This is a genomic window from Nocardia sp. NPDC003963, from assembly GCF_053605105.1.
In genome coordinates this window covers 22061-42020 of the sequence record NZ_JBSGIP010000006.1, presented here as the reverse complement: position 1 = coordinate 42020, position 19960 = coordinate 22061, and the positions used below count along the sequence as shown (strand labels likewise).

Sequence of the window (19960 nt, the reverse complement as noted above, 5' to 3'; positions counted from 1 at the left end):
CAGATAGGGGAGAACGGGATATCACCGGTGATCGCTGGTGACCTTTTGGCTCGGGCACGGTTCTTGGTGGCACCGAAACTTCGCCGGGCAGTCGATACGTTGCCGGAGCAGACTCGGCCGATTGCCGCCTACCATTTCGGGTGGACCGATCTCGGCGGAAAACCGGAGACGACCGGGTGGGGTAAAGGAGTACGGTCAGCGCTGGTCTTGGCCAGCGCCCGAGCCGTGGGCGGCAGCGATTTGTCCGCTGTGCCCGCGGCCGCGGCGATCGAGCTCGTGCACAACGCGAGCCTGATCCAGGACGATCTCTTGGATGCCGACACCGTTCGCCGGCATCGGCCTGCGGTGTGGGCGGCATTCGGAATCCCGGCTGCTGTGCTGGTCGGCGATGCGTTGTTCCACGCCGCGGTCCGCGCACTGCACACCGGGTCTCAACAGCGGACAGTACGCGCAAGCATGGTGTTGCTCGACGCGGTGCAAGAGCTGATCGGGGGCGAGCTCGCCGACACCTCCTACGAGAAACGCCAGGACGTGACCTTGGGCGAATGCCAGACCATGTCCGAGGCGAAAACCGGTGCTCTGCTCGGGGCGGCGTGCGGGCTCGGAGCGCGCTACGGCGGCGCCACCGAGGAACGCATTCATGCGCTGACCCGATTCGGCCGCCACCTCGGCATCGCCTATCAGGCGATCGATGACTACCTCGGTCTTTTCGGGGTTGCGGCAGAGACCGGCAAACCTGTGCTCGCCGACCTGCAGCGCCGCAAGAAGAGCCTCCCGGTGCTGTTCGCGCTGAACGCGGACTCGCCAGCCGCGGCCGAACTCGCGCAAATGTATCGCCAGAAGACGGATTTCAGTCCCGACCAGCTGCGTCGCGCGGCGGAACTCGTAGAGGGGACCGGCGCCCGCAGCTGGCTTCTGGACTACGGACACCAACAGATCACCGCAGCGAACGAGTGCCTGGCCAGCGCCCGCCCGACGGCCGACGGGCTCGCCGAGCTGACCGCCATCTCCCGTCTCATCACCGAGCGCGATGCCTGACCTCGGAGCCGATATGACAGTCCTGCCACCCACGCCGATCGACATCGACCCCACGCCGCGCAATGCAACGCTGCCCGACACGGTCGCTGTCTACAGTCCGTTTCCGCTGAGCACTTACCCCGGAGATGTGGCCGCCCTCGACGAACAGGCTGTTTCGTGGTGCCTACGGCACCGGCTGTTCGACCCCGGCAGTACGTCAACGCGAATGGGCTGCGCCTACGGGATCGCTCACGCCCTGCCGTTCGCTCACGAGACCACGGTCCTCGCGGCGAGCCGCCATTTCTACTGGGGATCGGCGTTCGACGACTACTGCGACCACCACCCCGACCTACCCGGACTGGCCGCGGAGGTGGGCGAGCTGCAGCGCGTCATGTATGCGGCACCGAGCCCAGGTCCGGCGACCGGGAACCGATGGATCGTGAGCCTTCGGGCGCTACGAGACGATATCGAATCCGTACTCACCGATGAGGAATTCGCTGTTTTCGGCCAGGCCCACACGGTCTGGCTGTCCGGTCAGCTGTGGTATACAGCGCTGCAGCAACGTCCCGGCCCGCCCAGTGTGGGGGAGTGGCTGAGAATGCGGTGGGCGAAGGTGGGCGTGGCCACGTTGGTGCCGTTCACGGCCGCGTCATCGGGCGTCGAGGCACTCACCGCTCGCCACGCCCGGGACCGAACGGTTCGAGCGTACACCGAAGCGGTGATGACCGGCTGCGCGTTGCTCAACGATATTGCCAGCTCAGCCAAAGAGGTCGCGGCCGGCACCGGCAACACCAACCTGTTGGCTGTTCTCGCGCCTCCGGGTACAGACACCGTGGATCCGATCGCCGCGGTAGAGCTGTACGAGAGGGTCGTGTCGGTCGCGCACCGACTCCAGCGGCAGCTCCTGGCCGATCCGCGTCCCGATGTTGCCCGCTATGCCCGCGAGCTGCCTCGCTGGATCCCCGCAGGCATCGAATGGGCCAGCACCACAGTGCGTTACCTCGAACCCGCCGGCCCGGGCGCACCCGGTTTCAGCCCGCCGCAGATCAGTGTCTCCACCGTCCCCACGGTGTGGGATCCCGACGACCTCACACCGCCCCCGTATCCCGAAATCGCCTGGTGGTGGAAGGAACTGCGATGAAAACCGATCACGTCAACGGCGAACCCGCCGAATCCGAGACAACGGTGCTGCTCGCCTCGCCGCGGTCCTGGTGCGCCGGAGTCGAGCGCGCCATCGAGACCGTGGAGCACGCCTTGGCCGACGCCGACGGGCGACCGGTGTATGTCCGCCGCGAGATCGTGCACAACCGCACCGTCGTCGCAGACCTTGCAGCACGAGGGGCTGTGTTCGTCGAGGAACTCGATGCAATCCCCGAAAATTCCGAGGCGACAGTGGTGTTCTCCGCGCACGGCGTCTCGCCCGCGGTGCACGCCGAGGCCCGCCGGCGCGGCCTGACAGTTCTCGATGCGACGTGTCCGCTGGTGCGCAAGGTGCACATGGAAGCCCGACGTTTCGCCGGCCAGGGCAAACAGATCGTGCTGATCGGCCACGAAGGCCATGAAGAAGCCGAGGGCACGATGGGTGTGGCTCCCGAGCGCACCCAGTTGGTGCAGACAGCCGCGGACGTGGCCGATCTCGATCTGCCCCCGGATGCCCGGCCGGCGGTCCTGACACAGACCACCCTGGCAGTCGATGAAACCACCGAGGTCATCCAGGCGCTGCGTGAACGTTTCCCGGCCTTGGCCCAGCCGCCCTCCGATGACATCTGCTACGCAACCACCAACCGTCAGCAGTCCGCCGACGCCGTGGTATCCGAGGCGGAAGTACTGCTGGTGATCGGATCGGCCAACAGCAGCAATTCCCGACGTCTCGTCGAACTTGCGCACCGCCGGGGCACACCATCCTATCTGATCGACGGTCCCGAAGATCTCGATCCGGCGTGGCTACACGGGGTCACCGTCGTCGGCATCACCGCAGGCGCTTCCACCCCACCCGGACTCGTCGACCAGGTCATCGAGGCACTGCGCGCGCGGGGCCCGGTGCGCGTCACCGTGCGCGAAACCACGACAGAGACCATGCGGTTCGCTCTGCCCCGGGGAGTGACGACCAGCCAGGACCGGTCATGACAACATCCGCACTTGAACACACCACCACGGGAACTGCTCGGCTCTTGGAATCCCTTCGAGGCCCGCACGACCTCTCCGCACTCGCTGTGGAACAGCTCTCCGATCTGGCCGCAGAGATCCGGGAGCGTCTCATCAGCACGGTGACCGAGACAGGTGGGCATCTGGGTGCCTCCCTGGGCACCGTGGAGCTGACCATCGCCCTGCACCGGGTGTTCTGTTCACCAGCTGACAAGCTGATCTGGGACACCGGGCACCAAACCTATGCCCATAAGCTGCTGACCGGCCGTGCCGAGGAGTTCCACAGCCTCCGGACCGCCGGAGGGCTCTCGGGGTATCCCAGCCGCGCCGAATCCGAACACGATGTGGTCGAGAATTCCCACGCCTCAGGAAGCCTGGCCTGGGCCTACGGAGTTGCCGCAGCGCTGGCGCTGCGCGGTGAAACCGATCGCCGCGTAGTCGCGGTCATCGGTGACGGAGCGCTCACCGGCGGCGTCGCGTTCGAAGGCCTCAACAATCTCGGCGCGACAACGCTGCCCGCGATCATCGTCGCCAACGACAACGCATTGTCCTACGACCCCACTGCCGGCGCCATCGGCGCCCACCTCGCCCAGCTACGGAACAACGACAAGCCCGGGACCGACAACGTTTTCACCGCCTTGGGTTTCGCCTACCTCGGGCCGGTGGACGGCCACGATATCGCCGCGACCATCGAAGTGCTGCAGGCGGCCGCCGACCTTGCACGGCCTACGGTCGTGCATCTGGTGACCGAGAAGGGCCGCGGCTACCCGCCGGCCGCACAGTATGCCGACCGGATGCATGCGTGCGGTGTTGTCGATCGTGTCACCGGGCGGCCGCGACAGGTGGGACCGCGGACCTGGACCGATGTGTTCGAAACCGAGTTGGCGGCTTTGGCCGACTCCCGACCCGAGATCGTCGCGGCGACGGCGGCGATGCGGTTGCCGACAGGCCTGGGCGCGATGTCACGCGCGCACCCGGAGCGGGTGTTCGATTCCGGAATCGCCGAACAACATCTGCTGGCCTCGGCAGCGGGCATGGCCAGCAGCGGACTGCATCCGGTCGTGGCGATGTACTCGACATTCTTCTCGCGCAGCCTCGACCAGGCGATCTACGATATCGGGCTGCATCAGCTGCCCGTCACCATCGTCCTGGATCGCGCGGGGATCACCGGCCCCGACGGGCCGAGCCACCACGGCGTCTACGATCTCGCGTTGCTGAGCTGCGTCCCGGGCATCCGCATCGCCTGCCCCCGCGACCCCGCTCGTCTGCGGGCGCTGCTGGCCGAAGCCACCACCATCAGCGGGCCGACCGCGTTGCGTTTCCCGAAAGCCAACGCCGGACCCGATATCGCGGCCGAAACCCAGATCGGTGGCGTCGACATCCTCTATCGCAGCCCACACCGGCGCGATGAGCCCGACGTCCTGCTCGTCTGTATCGGTGCCACAGCCGCCGCCTGCCTGGACGCGGCCGCCGAGCTCACCGCCGACGGGATCGCGACCACGGTGGCCGACCCGCGATGGGTCATGCCGATCAACCCGGCGCTGACGGTCCTGGCCGCCCACCATCGTGCGGTCGTCTGTGTCGAGGACGGAATCCGGGACGGCGGCATCGGCTCCCGACTCTCCAGCACGCTCGCAGAGCACTGCCGACCCGACACACCAATGCGCGCTCTCGGCATTCCCACCGAATTCATCGGCCACGGATCCCGTGCCCAGCTGCTCGCCCATTGCGGGCTGACCGGATCAGGCATCGCGGCCGCGGCCCGGGCGCTGCTGATCGAGCCCAGCCGTCAGACCGCCGCATCCGACACTTCTGCTGGGAGCACATCCGCATGACGACAGCCAAACCGATCGATCTGCCGATTCCCGTACTGCCCCGCACGGTGCTGCGGCCGCGGCGCAAGTGCCGCCAGCTGCGAGTAGGCGGGGACAGTCGCGCAGTCCTGATCGGCGGAGATGCCCGCGTGGCAGTCCAGACCATGACGACGACGAAAACCCACGACGTGGACGCGACATTGCAGCAGATCGCGGAGCTGACCGCGGCCGGCTGCGATATCGTGCGCGTCGCGTGCCCACGACAGGAGGACGCCGACGCACTAGCCACGATCGCCCGCAAGTCGCAGATCCCGGTGATCGCCGACATCCACTTCCAGCCCCGCTACATCTTCACCGCCATCGACGCCGGCTGCGCAGCGGTTCGCGTGAATCCGGGCAATATCAAAGAATTCGACGGCCGGGTCAAGGAAGTCGCTCGAGCGGCCGGAGCGGCGGGCATTCCGATCAGGATCGGCGTCAACGCCGGCTCGCTGGATAAACGGCTTCTGGCCAAGTACGGCCGCGCCACTCCGGAGGCGCTGGTCGAGTCAGCGCTGTGGGAGGCCAGCCTGTTCGAAGACCACGGATTCGGTGATCTGAAGATATCGGTGAAACATCATGACCCCATCATCATGATCGCCGCGTACAGACTACTCGCAGAGAGCTGCGACTATCCGCTGCATCTGGGTGTCACCGAGGCCGGCCCGCTTCTCCAGGGCACCACCAAATCCGCTACCGCGTTCGGGATCCTGCTCGCCGAAGGGATCGGCGACACCATCCGGGTCTCGCTGTCGGCACCACCGGTGGAGGAGGTCAAGGTCGGGATCGGCATCCTCGCAAGCCTCGGCCTGCGCGAAAGAGCGCTCGAAATCGTGTCCTGCCCTAGTTGCGGCCGCTCCCAGGTCGACGTCTACACCCTCGCCGAACAGGTGGAAGCCGCATTCGACGGCTTCCCCCACCCGTTGCGCGTAGCCGTCATGGGTTGCGTGGTGAACGGACCGGGCGAAGCCAGCGCGGCCGATATCGGCGTCAGCTCCGGCAACGGCAAGGGCCAGATATTCGTGCGTGGCGAGGTCGTCCGGACCGTCGCGGAAAGTCAGATCGTCACCGCGCTCCTCGAGGAAGCGTTGCGCCTCACCGAAACCGAATGACCGCTGCAACCCGCACAACCCGAGGAGATGTCGATGACAACAACGATCACCCGGACACGCTACGGTGGTGGCAATGCCCACGTCGGTGGAGGCATCGAGTTGGGCATGCGCTCCACACCGCACACCCGATCAGAGATTTCGGCCAGTCGTGACCGGGTGCAGCAATGGGTCCTCGATCGGAACCTCGCACCGACCCCGGATTCTTTTGCCTGGTATCAGATGTGGAACACTGCCGGGTTCGTGGGCGCCAGCTATCCTGATGCGTCGACCGCCGGAATGGACCTGGTCGGACGGTTCATGGCCGTTTCTATCATGCTCGACGATGCGCTCGATGAACTCGAATCTGCCAGCGACTGTGCCCAGCGGGTTCGGCCGTTCCTCGACATCGTCCGCGCCGCCGGCGTGGTGGCCGGTCCCAACGTTCAGCCGCTGCACCGGGCGTTCGGTGAAGTGATCCGCGAGTGCAGATCTCGTGCGTCGGTGAGCTGGTGGCGTCGCACCGCGCAGCACTGGGAAGCAAGCCTGATCGCGATTGTCCACGAGGTCGCCGATCGTGGCATGCGGGGCGGACCAGCGCCCAGAGACATCCATATGAGCATCCGCCGCGACGGCGGCTGGATGCACCCGTTCCTCGACATCATCGAACCCGCGGCCGGCTTCGAACTCCCCGAGCTGGCATTCCGCTCACCCCAAATCACCGTGATGCGGGAGTGCATCGTCCAAATCGGAAACCTGATCAACGATCTGCACTCGCTGCCTAAAGAGATCGCCCGGGGCCAGCACAGCAACCTGATACTGGTCATCGACGCCGAAACAGGAGGTCCGATCGGCCGCTCCCAGCGGACCGTCCTCGACATCATCACCTCCCATGCCCGCCGGTTCCACGACCTCCGCACCGAACTGCCCGCAGTCTGCGACTGCCTCGGATTCAGCGCCTCCGACCGTGCCAGCACCTTGCGCTACGCCGATGCACTCGAACTGTGGGCCGGCGGATACGAACCGTGGCACCGCACCAGCCCCCGCTATCGACATGCCCTGATCGCACGGCCACCCATCGTGGAAGCGCGGGCCTGCGAAGGGCTATTCGACGACCACATCACCGAAGTACCGCAATGACCGCCCCCTCCTACACCCACGGGGTAGCGCCGGGTAGCCGGCCGCTCATCGGTCACGCAGCAGCGCTGGCGCTCGACCCACTGGGTTTTCTGCGCAGGCTGCCCGCCCACGGTGACCTGGTCGACCTCCGTGTCGGCTCCGCCCGAGTCATCGTCGTGTGCGAACCGACCCTGGTACATCACATGCTGGTCCACGACCGCGTCTACGACAAAGGTGGCCCGCTGTACTCACGGTTACGTGAGGTGATCGGGTCGGGGGTCGGATCCTGTCCCAGTCAGGACCATCGCGGCCAACGGCGACTGGTTCAGCCCGCGTTTCATCCGTCCCGGATTCTCGCCTACGCCACCGAGATGCAGCGTCAAACCCTCACCGCCACTGACGCCTGGCGCGACGGCGAGGTCGTCGCGGTCTACCCGGCGATGACCGCGATCACGAGCCGCATCATCGCACGCACGCTGTTCTCGACGCCCGAGACCATCGCGGAAACCAATGCGTTCGCCCAGGCCATGTCCCAGATGCTGGCGGCGATGCCGGTCAGGATGCTCATCCCGCCCGGTCTGGACTGGGCACCGCTGCCGGGCCGTCGCCGGTTCCGCAATGCACGTACACGCATGCGATCCATCAGCCGGAGAGTGATCACCCACTACCGAGATTCGGGCATCCAGCACGGGGATGTTCTCTCGATGCTGCTGTCTGCCCACGACGAGACAGGACAGCCGCTGTCGGAGGACCAGATCGTCGACGAGATCACCACTCTGTACTTGGCCGGCGCCGAAACCAACGCCGCAACCTTGTCTTGGGCGATGCATCTGGTGGCCGAGCATCCCGAGGCCCAGCAGCGGCTACATACCGAGACCAGCACTGTCCTCGGTCACAGGGCTGCCACCTGGGCCGACATCCCGAACCTTTCCTACACGCGCCAGATCGTCGACGAAACCCTGCGGCTCTACCCGCCCGGGTGGATCCTCACCCGCACCGCCAGGACCGATACGGTGCTCGGCGGCCACCCGATACCGCAGGGCACCACACTCGCGATCAGTCCCTACCTCATTCATCACCGGGGCGACATCTACACCGATCCAAACCGTTTCAACCCCGACCGGTGGGTCGACCGCCACCGCCGCCCGACCGCGGGCACCTACATCCCGTTCGTGGGCGGGGCACGCAAGTGCCTCGGAAGCGACTTCGCGCTCACACAAATCGTTCTCGCGCTCGCATCGATCGCTTCGCGCTGGACGATGGAACCCGTACCCGGCCGTGTCCGACGCGGGATCGGTACCACTCTGGCGCCCAACCGTTTGCGGTTGCGACTGCATCTTCGCGCTGACGCGCCCACGGTGTCACGGACTTCAGCATCGACCCAGCCCTGGCATGTCGCCGAAGGGGCGTGAAAGGCAGGCAGGAATGACGATCATAGCCATCGGCCGGACCAGGCCAAAGGGCATCGGCACAACCCGTGCGCAGGGCACTGCACGGACGACGGAACCGGTTTCATCCCGACCATCGCCAGCAATCAATAGCCGCACGAGCCTTCCACGGCTTTCGCTCGCCCAGCAGATGCGTGAGGCCGTGCGTTGATGCCGAAACAGATCCTTGGCGGGCCAAAGAGCAGACGTCGACCGAGTCTCGCCCCCCGGGCTGACCACCCGACACACGCCGGAACGAAAGCAATTGCTGCCCAGAATGCTTGCTCCGTGAGCCGTCGCGGCCGTCCCTGTACCCGATGCACCTTGCGGAAAGTACCGATTCCGAAAAGGTCGGCCAGCCGATCATCCCCGGAGTCCAAGCTGCCGGGGTGTTCGCTCCCACCACGATCAGGGCCAAGGTCGCGGGCCGCACCCTATCGCTACACACGCCACTTCCCGATTTCAATTGGGCGAACCGGCAACAACGCTGGCACTACATCGCCAGCGACTTAATCCCTCGGCACCAGGAAATGAAGCGGCAGCACCGTTACGCGGCGGCCGTTCTCAGAGAACCATTCCCGGAAATCCTTGCCCGCGGTCGACTGGTCAACCGCATGCCCGACCTGGTTTCCAATCTCTCCCGGTGGTGCCTCACCTGGACCTGATCCGCGGCCGCGCGCCTTGGCTTCTCCTCACCCCATCACCAAAGCCCGCAATACAGAGTGTCGCCAGCGGTATGGGTCGATGCCCCGGCCCAAACATCCGAATCTGGATCGGTTGATGGTGTTGAAGATTCAGGAGCGCCTCGGTGGCAAGGTGCACCTCCCAATCGCTTCGTTGAGATCGCGGATGGGCCGTCCCAGGGCGCCTATGTCGGAACCAGCCTCATGAGTTGGCGGTGAATCCGCAAGAAGATTGCGATGCGGCTGTTGCGTTACGGACCGCAGCTGTGAGAGCGCAGGGAATTTCCGAATTCCAGTACGCACTCGCAATTGGCTTCTGAATAAATTTGCACCCATTGACTGTTGACTACGGGTACCGCTTGACTGAATGCTATATGTAGTCCCTGGGCTCCAATCACTGGCGTTCCCAATACGGACGAAACCGAGGCGGGCTGGGGAGGATAAAAGCGGAAGTGATTCCGAGCTGTTTACACTGCGAGTCACAGGGCTGACCTGTGGCTAGCTCCTTGCTTCGGACCACCAAAAGATAGACGTATGCAGCTTTTTCACGTGCGCGTAGCTGCTACTGCGCAATAGATCGGTGTGCGAAATTCGGGCACCCTGCGAAAGGAAGTAAAGTATGGATCCGCTGGGAATCATCAATACGGCCGCCTACGTTGTCCAGACGTTGATCGACGTCTTCTGGGTGGTCACCAGTTTCCTCTGATCACTGCGCGCGGAGCCTTGACGGAATGGTCAGGGCTCCGCGAGGCGACCCCAACCTGGATAGACCGTGTCCGGTGCAGCCTATGGGCTCTGCCGCAGGATCCTTCACTTCACCCGCGCGACAGCTTCGGGTTTTTCGCACTGAGGAACTTCTTGAGTAGCCTACGAATCACGCCACTTCCGCGGATTTCTTTTTCGCATGTAGCTGCCGTCGGCGCTGCCGTCATGGTGATGGTCGGCGTAGCAACCACTACGGCTCATTCCAGCGCGCCGAGCCCGATCCAAGGGTCGTGTCCTGGCCTTGTGGTTCTGGGTGTCCAGGGCACATCCGAGTCTTCTCCTACAGCTGACCCGTTCATCGACAGCGGAATGCTGGGCCAGGTGTTCGGCCCAGCCATCGCCCAAGGCGTATCAATTCAACGTGCGTATGTCCCGTATCCGGCGAGTTTCGGCGGGGCTGCGCTGACCGGAGCCGGGATCCTTCCGTTCGCTGATTCGGTCGCTGCGGGTCGCGCGAATCTGGACAGCATGGCCACCGCTGCTGTCGATCAGTGCCCGAACGCCCTGCTGGCAGTCGCTGGCTTCAGCGGGGGCGCAGCGGTGGTGAGCGACTTCGCCACGCAAGTGGGGGCGGGCTCGGGACCTGTTCCTGCGGATCGGATTGCAGGAGTGGCGTTGATCAGCAATCCCACGCGGCGCGCGGCCGGAGGCCCCTTCCCTGGTCGGCCCGGTCAATCCACCCCGAGTCCCGCCCCGGGGACGGCTGGCTCGGCGGTTGGTGGTGTGCATCTGCCACCGGTGCCGCCCAGCGGCGGAATCGCAGACACGGGCGTCGACTTCGGTGCACTGAACGGGCGTGTGGGCGAATTCTGCGCACCCGGGGACCTGAGTTGTGATGCTCCCGCCGGTGCCGCCCTCTTGCGTACGGCAGCAGGGATCGCAGCGCAGTCGGTCCTGCTCGATCCCATCGCGGCAGTGGCTTCGCTAGGCGGAGCGCTGGCGGGCACGGCCGGACGGGCCCGAGTGGCGGTTGTCCTCAACGATGTCCATGTCCGGCTCGGCCAGGTCAGCTATGAACCGACTCGCAGCATCTCGCAGCGGCTGGCAGATGCGGCCGATCCCCGCTATCCAAGTCCAGATCCGGGTCAGGTCGCTGCAGCGGCGGTGAAAGAGGGACAGGTTCTGTCCGCACTCGCGGCCGATCCTGCCAGTCAGATCCCGAGATTGCTCACGCAGGTGGGCGCGTCGATCCCCGCGAACCTCGCTGACAACGCGGCCATGATCGATCCTGCGACCTGGGGATATTACGGAAACATCGTGGCAAACCATGTCGGGTACGCCCACAGAGGCCAGACCCGACTGATTGCGGACTGGTTCGCCGCGCTGTCCCGAGACCTGGCAGGGCATCAGTGACGGTGACGAGGTCGCGCATATGCCGGTCGATCCGCGTCCTCTCGTCCCCCTTCGGCACGCGCCGTCGATCGGAACACCAGGTCGAGCGCCGTCCTCATCACAGGACGCAGTGAATAGACCTGGTTTCAGCTGAGTATTTCGGCCGTTCGGTCGGGAAGGGAAGATGGGATGGACGAGATGAACGAGGGTCTTCCGGACCGGATTCCGCATGTGACACCTGCTCGGCGATGCTCACAGCCTGCGCTGCCGCAGTCGCAGCTCTCCGGCAATTCCGGCGAACTGCAACTGCTCCACACGTTGGTCCGGGCCGCGGCTGTTGCGAGTCTGTCGGAGGCCGAGTTCGTGCGGCGCATCCGCAGAGACGGAGTTGCCATGTGGCCGCACCGCCGGACGGTGGACGGGCGTGTGCATGGGTACGCGATGGAGCTCTCGATCGGGTTGGGACGTACCTATCACGACACCGATATGGCTGCCGACTTGACGTTGTCCCATCTCCGTGAGGATTGGGACGATCGACGTCCCGCTCGCGGCCGGGCGTCGGCGGAGTGGCAGGGGCTCCGACCATATGGAGATTTCGATCGTGACCAGGTCGTGCTGCTGCACCGCTCGGTGTGGAGCCGAATGTTCACCGACGTAGGTCTTTTCAACCAGTACCTGCGTGAGTTGACGCCGGCCGAGGCTGCCCGATGGTCGTGGGCTGCGGCGCGCCTTGCCGGTGTAGCGGGGCAATGGGCGTGCCGCGCCACCGGCGACCCTGCGTTGGGCGGCGCGCTGGGCAAGGCTTCGCGGGCTTTGGGCCGTTCGGCGGTGCACCATCAGTGTGTCGGCCGGGCTCCCGCGGACCCAGTACCTTCTCGGCTTCATCGCGCTGCGTATGGGCTGGCTCAGTTCCGCCCTGCCGATCTCGACCCGATGCGGTCCTCGGTGCTGCTGCTGGTTCAGTTCATCGCCGGTGTGGTCGAGATATCCAAGGCGCACCGGCGGCGCGCAGAGGTCTCGATGTCGGGGCAGCTGGACGAGGTCGTCGCCGAGCTGGGGTGGCATTGCCGCCGTCTGTATGTCCAGTGCTCCCAGGGTGTGATCGATGGCAGCGACCTCGCGTGAGGATGGCGACCGCGCTGCCGGTGGCGATCGACGCCCGGTCCGCAGCGCGGAAGAGCGTTCGTCGACCAGGACACCTACCGGGTTGGAGACGGCGTTGACCGCGGTGCGGGGCCTCGATCCAGCCGAGGACGGGGTGCTGCTTGCTGCGCTGTGCGGTGACCGGGTGATCGGCACACGCTGTTTCGGTTTGGCGGCTGCGCAGTCGGCGGCGGTCGAGGCGGCGGTTGTCGGCGCCGACGCCATCGTGCTGGTGGTTCTCGGTTCGACCCGGGTCGCGTATCGAGCGATAGCAGTTGCCGAAACGATCGAGCAGTTCGCCGATGGCCGCGTGCAGGTACTCGCGATGGTGTACCTCCCGGACCTCGCAGAGGGCACCGCATGGACGGATCTGAAGGGTCAGGTAGGCGACGGAGTTGTGCACACCCGTGAGCGTCGCCTACCGCCACGGCGGCGCCGACTACCCGCGTGGGTTCCCAGAGGACGGTGGCGTTGATGGCAGAGCCGGTAAGGCACAACCCCGACCCCGGATCGGTGTCGGCGGCCGGGCCCCGGTTGCATTCCAATGCGCTGCGACCGTGGGTGTTGGTCGAAACCCTCGGTGGTCCAGCAGACGATCGCCGCGTGATCGCCGAAGGAGTCCATCCGCGGCGCTACACACGGCTTACCCGGACACGCATCGCCGGTAGCAGCGCTGTGGCGCAACATCTACCCGCAGTAGTCGACGCGGCCGTCACCAGCGGTGAGTCTCAGGCTCGAATCGCATATCCTCCCTCGGGCACCCATGTCCGCATCGTCGCCGTGCCGGTGACGGGGCCGAGTGGCGCGGTGCACGCGGTACAGGTCTGGGCCGGCCCTCGGACGCAGAGCCCGCCGGAGCGCCCGCAGGTGGGCACCGTGCTGTGGCGGGTGCCCGGCAATGGGATCTCGTGTACCTCCGCGGTTGTCGAGGACATGCTCGACACGGGAATCTCTGCTCCGGCCGAACGGGCGTTGCCGGATCTGTTGCGCCATTTCGAGTGGCTGGACAACCGAGCCGAGCTGTTGCAGTTGTTCGATCCCAGCGCGGCACCAGGGCAGTACTCGGGTTTCGCGGTGACGAGTGGAGAGTTCTCCCAGGCGCGTCGCACCCTCTACCTCGTGGCACGAGCCTACGGTTCCGCAGGTCAGCGAAGTGTCGCGGCATTGGTCACCGATGTCAGCCTCACGCGACCGGTTCCCAGACCGGCGATCGCCACCCGGCTGATCGACGCATTGCCCACCCCGCACGAGCATGGGATCGGTGTGATCGATGTGCGGACCGGGCTGGTGCATGAATGGGTACGACGCGGACGAGCGCCGCTGGACCGGTGGATGAATGAAATCCCCACTGTGCACACCGATGACCTCGCACAGTTGTCCACGACCCGGGCACGGCTGCTCGCCGGCGCCGACTCGGCACGGTGCAGCTGGCGTCTGCGATTCGACGAACGCTCACCTTGGACGAGGGTGCACGCGCAATGGGACGTGCTGATACGCGACCCGACGCCACAAGCTCTTCTCGACATCCACCTCAGCGATCCCGATCGGTTCTCCGGCGGTGCGGATCCCTACTGAAACAGCCTCACCCGTGACAGCCAGAGAACCCGCCCCGCTGTGGCTCGCTCGGGCACATCCCATCGCTTCGGGTGACCGGCGGGGCTGGGCGCAGTTCCAGGCGACGAGTGAAAGGCTGGTGTCACGGCAATGTGGGAGTGGAGCAACCATGTCTCCGAGCGCGCGTTCGCAGCAGCGTGGACACGTGCACACCCTCGGAAACCCGACCACAGGATCTCCGTGACCGACATATCGGTCACACGAGCAATCTCCAGCGACATACCGGCATCGGTACCCGGCGGTCCACGACACAGCGTCCGCGCCACCGCGCGGGCGGTCCTGGGCTGCCGCCTGCGGCCCTCCACGAAGCCGCAACATCGGGATCGAGCTGCGGGAACCGGGGTGTTGCCACGATGTCGAGCCGCTGCCTACTCTGGGAATGCACCTTCCTGGTTCTTGGGGAAGGCTTCCCGGGTAGCTCGCTGGTTGCGTATCCGGATGTAGCGCCACTGCTGTCCTTCGCGGTTCGCCCGCGCAGCGTGGTTTCCACTGATCCAGTACGGCCGTCATCCTTCGGCGGAGTTTCGCACTCACCATCGAATCACGCGGAGGCGGCCGCTGATACAGAGAGCGGGACCACGCCATGACCTCCCCGAACTTGAACTTCGACGACACCCCCGTCACCCGCTACATCGCCTCGGTGGCAGTTCTTTCCGAGGGCAATCCCGTCAGTACACCAGCAGAAGACCATTTCCTCGACCCGTCCCAAGCACGGGAGTGGGTACGTCGGCAGTTGCGGGCTCAGCGTCGTTCCGGCACGGTGCGAGTGAATATCAGCGACACGATCGCTCAGCCTCACCTCGCCTCGAGGCTGTATTCGCTGGAAGGGCCTGCCGAGCAGGTCGCCCGGGCTCTGGAGGACCTCCGGGTTCCCACGGTCGTGCGAGCCCTCGCATCGGGCGCGCCGTTCAACGCGGCGGCCGAGTTCGGGCCGTTGGCCCAACTCTACGAACAGGTCACTGCTGAGGCCGCCCGCGTCAAATGGGACGGTGCCCTGGCCGGGAAACGCGAAGGCCTGCGCCATGATCTGAGGTTGACCGCCGACAGGATGGTCGGCACGGATCGTGACCGGGCGGCCGCGATCGTCGCTTCCATCGATCTGGTCCCTTTGGCTCGCCCCACAGGGGCCTACACCGCACTGTTGGATTCCGCTGCCGGCGGTGCTCCTGGTGTCGGCTCGGATTCCGGTGATCAGCCGACCCGGCCTCTGGCGGTGCGTCGGCAGCAGTTCGACAGTGCCCGCCATGCCCGCGAGTGGCTGGGTGCTCAATGCGGGATTCTCGGGGCCGAGGCAGGTCAAGTGCAGGCTCTGATCGTGCAGAACCGCGCCGATGGCACGACCGTGACCGTGCGGAGCGAAGCCGGACGGCCCACAGATGTCGCGACCAGGCTGGGGGAACAGGTCGACTACGACGGCAGCCTGGTCACCGGCGTGGCCGGCGTGGACCGGGACAGGCTGGCGAGCCTGGTCGAGGCCTACCAGGAAGCAGCCAACGATTCGCCAGCGTTCCAGCCGGTGAGCGCGAGCCCGGGAGCCTTCGCCGCCACACGGATAGGGTTGGCTCCCTCGCGCTACAGCCGGCTCGGCACCGAGATCGCGGAGATGGTGACCGACCCCCGGATGATCGATCAGCTCCCCGCCCTGCGGCCGGTGCTGGCCGCGGCCGATGCGCATCAGACACGCGGCCCGAACGCTGTCAGCGATATCGTCGGCTGCCCGTCCTCGGGCTTCGTCCAGGCGGATCTGCAGATCGCGCTGGACCAGCATCATCTCCTGCAATCAGAGCTGGCCAGCAAACAAGGGCCGGAGCAGCGCAGGCTCGCAGCCCTGGCGGGAGAGGTGCGGGCCCGCATCGATGCCTTGCTGCCCAGCCCCCTTCTGACTGCGACCGAGCGCATCGCCGTGCGTGAGGATGTGCAGCGCGCGATCGAGACACCGATGCAAGGGTATTCACCGGTATTCCAGATGCCTGCGCCCGCGGCAATCCGCCAGCGTGCCGACGAACTGCTGGATGCACCGTTCCGGGCTGGGCCGGACGGCCGGGGCGCTGATGTGGATGCCTTACTGCGGCTCCACCAGTTGACTCGTGTCGCTGCCGAGCGGGGATCCAATCGGGAGCGGGAGGCGCTGCGTCCGACACTCCTTGATCAGCGCATGCATTTGGAGCCACGCATCAGCAACCACCCGCACCTGACCGGCGGGGAAAAAGTGGCCCTGCGGCAGATAGTGCGTGGTTTGGGGCAAGCCCCTCAACACGAGATCCCCACGCAGCGCGCCGAGTATGTCGCCGCGCCGATTCCCGCCGAGCGGATGGAGCCGCCGGCACAGGACACGGTCGACACCTACACGATCGGCTTCAAAGACCCACGTAACCCGAATCGTGAGCTGATCCTGCGCGCAGCCCAAGACCGCTGGACCGTGCAGGCCTATCAAGGCTATGAGGCACATCCGCACTTGCGTCGCAGCGAAGGTGCAGCAAATTTCCCGAACGTCGACGCGATGCTGTCGTCGCTGCACGCGGGCGCTGTCGTCACGAGCACCGAGGGCAGCCGTCGTCGTATCGATCCGGTCGAGGTACCGGCCCGGGTCCGCGATCTGTTAGGGCAGGCACAACGGCTCCAGCGCTCGCAGTCCGCGTCGTCGGGTACTGAAACCGCCCGTACCCAGTCCCCGCAGGCGGCGGCGGTCGTCCGTCAGTCCCCTGAGCAGCGACGTCAGGCGATGTTGGCGCGGCCGAAGCGTCCGGCGGTCGGTAGGCATCGCAAGCTCGGTTGAGGGGAGAGCGCGGATAGTGCGAAGCTGGCCATCAGAACACGGCAGTGGCTCTATGGCGGTAGCCGGGCCGTTTTCGATCAGGACGAGGAGACGGAGAGTCCGGGCTTGCGCCAAGCATGCTGTCCGAGCAACGCGCGTAGCTCCTCAGGGCTGGTCGCGGTGTGTTCGGCGAGCTCGTCGCGCAGCACCGCGGGTACCGACGGCCAGTGGTAACTGGAGCGTCCGTCGGGGGCCTGCTCACCGATTTTCGCTGGAAGCTCCCATGCTGTTGCCGGGTCCAGCACGACGATTTCGGTCCTGCTGTGGGAGGGGAGCCCGCCGTCAGGGGCGCCGAGGAACACCCACACGAGCGCGACGCCGGAGCCGAGGAGATCTTTCGACACGGTGAATTCGTCGCGAGCGACGCCGTTGACGATGATCGGGATCATCCAGTTCTGATCGAGGTCGGTGACGATGGCGTCAGGGCGCACATCCCGGCGGGTCGGCGCGGCCAGCACCAGGTCCGCGGCGCGGGCACACCACGCGGTGACAACGGCCATTGCGACCTGGTCCGCGTCGAAAGCGCCACCGCGCCATTGGGCAGAACTGAGCTGCGCGAGACTGTGCTCATCCATAAGAAATATCCCCGGTGCTGGTCTGTGAAGTGCAAATTCACGCTAGCACAGGCGTTGGCCGTGAATTCTCTTCGTAATTCGTTGAGACTGCGCCCAATCGGTGCCCGACCTGCGGTAGGACATGGAGGCCGCCGACACGAACGCGACGTCGGCAGGGTGAAAGAGTGATTGCCAAGCCCGGCTGTGGGCTTTAGGCTGCAATTGCACCCCCGTTCTCGGGGTTTCCCGGTGTCCTGCCGTTCGCGGATCCGGATGTAGCGCTGCGGCTGGTTGGGCTGTTTTCCGACGGTTCGAGTCGTGCGCAGTTCGTCGAACCGAGTCGATGTTGCGGTGCGCGGTGTGCGCAGGAGACGACGCGCTGGCGTTCTGCCCCAGGCGTTTCCGAGGTCACTCGATATCCCCCGGTTCGGCATCCGGATCGATCGAGGGGCACGACAGACATGAACGATTCTTTTTGCCGACGCCTGCAACGCGCCGTGCTGGCTGGGGCCTTGCCGGTGGCGGTCGCCGTGGCGATGGCGTCCACCGCGCAGGCCGCGCCCGGCCAGGCCGGTGTGACGCCGGAGACACAGGCGGGGGTGACCACCCCGGCCGAGCCGCCACAGCCCGAGCAGGGCATCGCGGTGCTGGTGCCCGATCCGCCGCCGCCGTCGGTCCCCGACCGCCCGGCTCCCGAACCGCAGCCGGAAATCCTGACCGCCGCACCGGAATTACAGCCCGCGACCCCTGATCTGCAGTGGCCTGCCGAACCCGCACCGGCACCGGGGGTGGCGACGCCCCCGCCGCCTGCTCCCGTGCCGTCGGCGCCGCGCACGATCCGTGCCGGAGACGCCGAGTTCGTGGTTCCCGACTTCGTCGATTCCTACCTCGAAGAGGACATCGAGGCGTGGTTGCGGTGGGCTGAAACCGAAATCGCGATCCGCTACGACGCGCTCGGCATTCCGCGCAGCGAGTCCGATCGTCGCGCGCTGTCCACTGTGACCGGAGGCGCCCTCGGCGCCCTGGTGGGCGCGGAGCTCGTCGGTGTCCCGACCGCCGCGCTCGGCGGGGTGCTGGGCGCGGGTGCCGGAGCGCTGGTCGGCGCCGGGGTCGGCTCGTTGGCCGGTGGTGTCGGTGCCGTACCGGGAGCCTTGCTCGGGGTCGCGGTGGGTATTCCGGTCGGCGGGGCGTTGCTGGGCATCCCGGGTGTTGTGGTGGGTGGCGCGGTCGGCGCGGCCGCGGGCGGTGGACTCGCCGCAGCACTCGGCGCGAGCACCGACCCCACACCGGTGCCGCCTCCGCCCGCCCTGCACGAGTTCGGCGCCCCACCACCGCCGCCTCCGGTCCCGGCCGATTCGGGCTGTGGCTGCCATGAGGCACCCACACCCGAGGCTCAGCCTGTACCGGCCCCGATGCCGAATCCGGTGCCTGCGGTCGTCGAGGCTGCGGTCCCGGTGATCGATGCGGTCGAAGCCGCTGCCGCGCCGATTGTGCAGGCCGCTGCCCCGGTGATCGATGCGGTGCGGGTGGCGGCCGCGCCGGTGGTCGATGCGCTGGCAGGGGCCGCTGCCCAGCTACTGCCGCCGCCTCCGCCCGCTCCCGCGCCGCCGTGCTGACGACCGGGCAGCGCAGTGAGGTGAACGCCATGGCGGCAGACCGCGACATACGCCACGAGGTGGAGCAGTGGTGGGACTCGCTGGATCTCGACGACTTGAGTCCACCCTCTCCGCCGACCACGGCGGCCGCGCAACAGTTCTGGGACCACGGTGGTGCGGGTTCGCGGGATTGGGCCGACGAACTGGAGGAGCGGCTGCTCGAAGCTCCGACCGCAGCGGCTCCAGTGCGGGCGCGCCCGGTCCCCGGCCGCAGGGTTGTGCTCGGCGTCGCCGGCGCGGTAGGGCTGGTCGTGGCGGTAGCGGTGGCCGTGTTCGGCGGTGCCCCAGAGGAAACACAGACCGGCGTCGTCGAGGTATCGCTGGTCTCCGCCACACCGGCACCCCCAGCGGTCGCGCCGTCGGCGGCCGCGCACTGCCCCACCCGGATCGAGGGGGCCACGGTGTCGGGCGCCGGACGCGGTGGCACCGGCTCGGCACCCGAGGCGATCCTGGGTTTCGAGCACGCCTACTACATCGAGCGCAGTGGCACGGCCGCGCGTGCGTTCACCACACCGGATGCGGCGGTCCCTGCTGCCGGGGTGATCCAGGCAGGTATCGACTCGGTCCCCCAGGGCACGACCCACTGTGTCCGGGTAACACCGGCGGGCCCGGATACCTGGGCGGTGGACCTGTCGGAATACCGTCCGGGTGAACGAGAACAGCGATACCTGCAGACCGTGACCACCACCAGCCGCAATGGCACGGTACTGATCACCCGGATCGGTCAGCGATGACCGCGCCCACCACACT

General features: G+C 66.5%; 16 protein-coding genes. 15 read left to right on the top strand and 1 reads right to left on the bottom strand.

Annotated elements, in window-relative coordinates; genetic code table 11:
• Positions 1-27: 27 nt before the first annotated feature.
• From ACWEWT_RS14945 to ACWEWT_RS14885, 13 genes are all read left to right on the top strand, one after another.
• Entirely contained in the window at positions 28-1038 is a 1011-nt protein-coding gene (locus ACWEWT_RS14945) for a polyprenyl synthetase family protein (RefSeq protein ID WP_452559239.1), read from the top strand.
• Positions 1039-1051: 13 nt separating this feature from the next.
• On the top strand, positions 1052-2158 hold the full coding sequence (locus tag ACWEWT_RS14940; protein WP_452559238.1) for a terpene synthase family protein: 1107 nt from the start codon (positions 1052-1054) through the stop codon (positions 2156-2158).
• Entirely contained in the window at positions 2155-3144 is a 990-nt protein-coding gene (gene ispH, locus ACWEWT_RS14935) for a 4-hydroxy-3-methylbut-2-enyl diphosphate reductase (RefSeq protein ID WP_452559236.1), read from the top strand. Before ACWEWT_RS14940 ends, ispH begins: the two co-directional genes overlap by 4 nt.
• Positions 3141-4997: a 1-deoxy-D-xylulose-5-phosphate synthase gene (locus tag ACWEWT_RS14930; protein WP_452559234.1), complete on the top strand. Its 1857-nt coding sequence runs from the start codon at positions 3141-3143 to the stop codon at positions 4995-4997. Before ispH ends, ACWEWT_RS14930 begins: the two co-directional genes overlap by 4 nt.
• Positions 4994-6127, top strand: a complete 1134-nt coding sequence (ispG, locus tag ACWEWT_RS14925; RefSeq protein ID WP_452559233.1) for a flavodoxin-dependent (E)-4-hydroxy-3-methylbut-2-enyl-diphosphate synthase — start codon at positions 4994-4996, stop codon at positions 6125-6127. The genes ACWEWT_RS14930 and ispG overlap by 4 nt, the downstream gene beginning before the upstream one ends.
• A 33-nt stretch (positions 6128-6160) precedes the next feature.
• A complete protein-coding gene (locus ACWEWT_RS14920; RefSeq protein WP_452559231.1) occupies positions 6161-7243 on the top strand; it encodes a terpene synthase family protein in 1083 nt (360 codons plus the stop codon).
• Positions 7240-8634, top strand: coding sequence for a cytochrome P450 (locus tag ACWEWT_RS14915; protein WP_452559229.1), 1395 nt, complete (start codon positions 7240-7242; stop codon positions 8632-8634). Before ACWEWT_RS14920 ends, ACWEWT_RS14915 begins: the two co-directional genes overlap by 4 nt.
• 332 nt (positions 8635-8966) lie before the next feature.
• A complete protein-coding gene (locus ACWEWT_RS14910; protein WP_452559227.1) occupies positions 8967-9314 on the top strand; it encodes a hypothetical protein in 348 nt (115 codons plus the stop codon).
• A gap of 948 nt (positions 9315-10262) precedes the next feature.
• Positions 10263-11450, top strand: a complete 1188-nt coding sequence (locus tag ACWEWT_RS14905) for a cutinase family protein (protein WP_452559493.1) — start codon at positions 10263-10265, stop codon at positions 11448-11450.
• Between the two features lie 168 nt (positions 11451-11618).
• A complete protein-coding gene (locus ACWEWT_RS14900; protein WP_452559225.1) occupies positions 11619-12554 on the top strand; it encodes a hypothetical protein in 936 nt (311 codons plus the stop codon).
• The gene (locus tag ACWEWT_RS14895) at positions 12535-13047 is read left to right on the top strand and encodes a hypothetical protein (protein ID WP_452559223.1); all 513 of its coding nucleotides are present in this window, start codon (positions 12535-12537) and stop codon (positions 13045-13047) included. Before ACWEWT_RS14900 ends, ACWEWT_RS14895 begins: the two co-directional genes overlap by 20 nt.
• Positions 13047-14147, top strand: a complete 1101-nt coding sequence (locus ACWEWT_RS14890; RefSeq protein ID WP_452559221.1) for a GAF domain-containing protein — start codon at positions 13047-13049, stop codon at positions 14145-14147. Before ACWEWT_RS14895 ends, ACWEWT_RS14890 begins: the two co-directional genes overlap by 1 nt.
• Before the next feature lie 622 nt (positions 14148-14769).
• Complete coding sequence (locus ACWEWT_RS14885) at positions 14770-16962, top strand: hypothetical protein (protein ID WP_452559220.1); 2193 nt, start codon at positions 14770-14772, stop codon at positions 16960-16962.
• 77 nt (positions 16963-17039) lie between these two features.
• Here ACWEWT_RS14885 and ACWEWT_RS14880 read toward each other — a convergent pair whose 3' ends face one another.
• Entirely contained in the window at positions 17040-17576 is a 537-nt protein-coding gene (locus ACWEWT_RS14880; protein ID WP_452559219.1) for a hypothetical protein, read from the bottom strand.
• 440 nt (positions 17577-18016) lie between these two features.
• On the opposite strand from ACWEWT_RS14880, the gene ACWEWT_RS14875 reads away from it, so the two are divergent.
• On the top strand, positions 18017-19171 hold the full coding sequence (locus ACWEWT_RS14875) for a hypothetical protein (RefSeq protein WP_452559218.1): 1155 nt from the start codon (positions 18017-18019) through the stop codon (positions 19169-19171).
• Between the two features lie 29 nt (positions 19172-19200).
• Entirely contained in the window at positions 19201-19944 is a 744-nt protein-coding gene (locus ACWEWT_RS14870) for a hypothetical protein (protein WP_452559217.1), read from the top strand.
• Positions 19945-19960 lie beyond the last annotated feature (16 nt).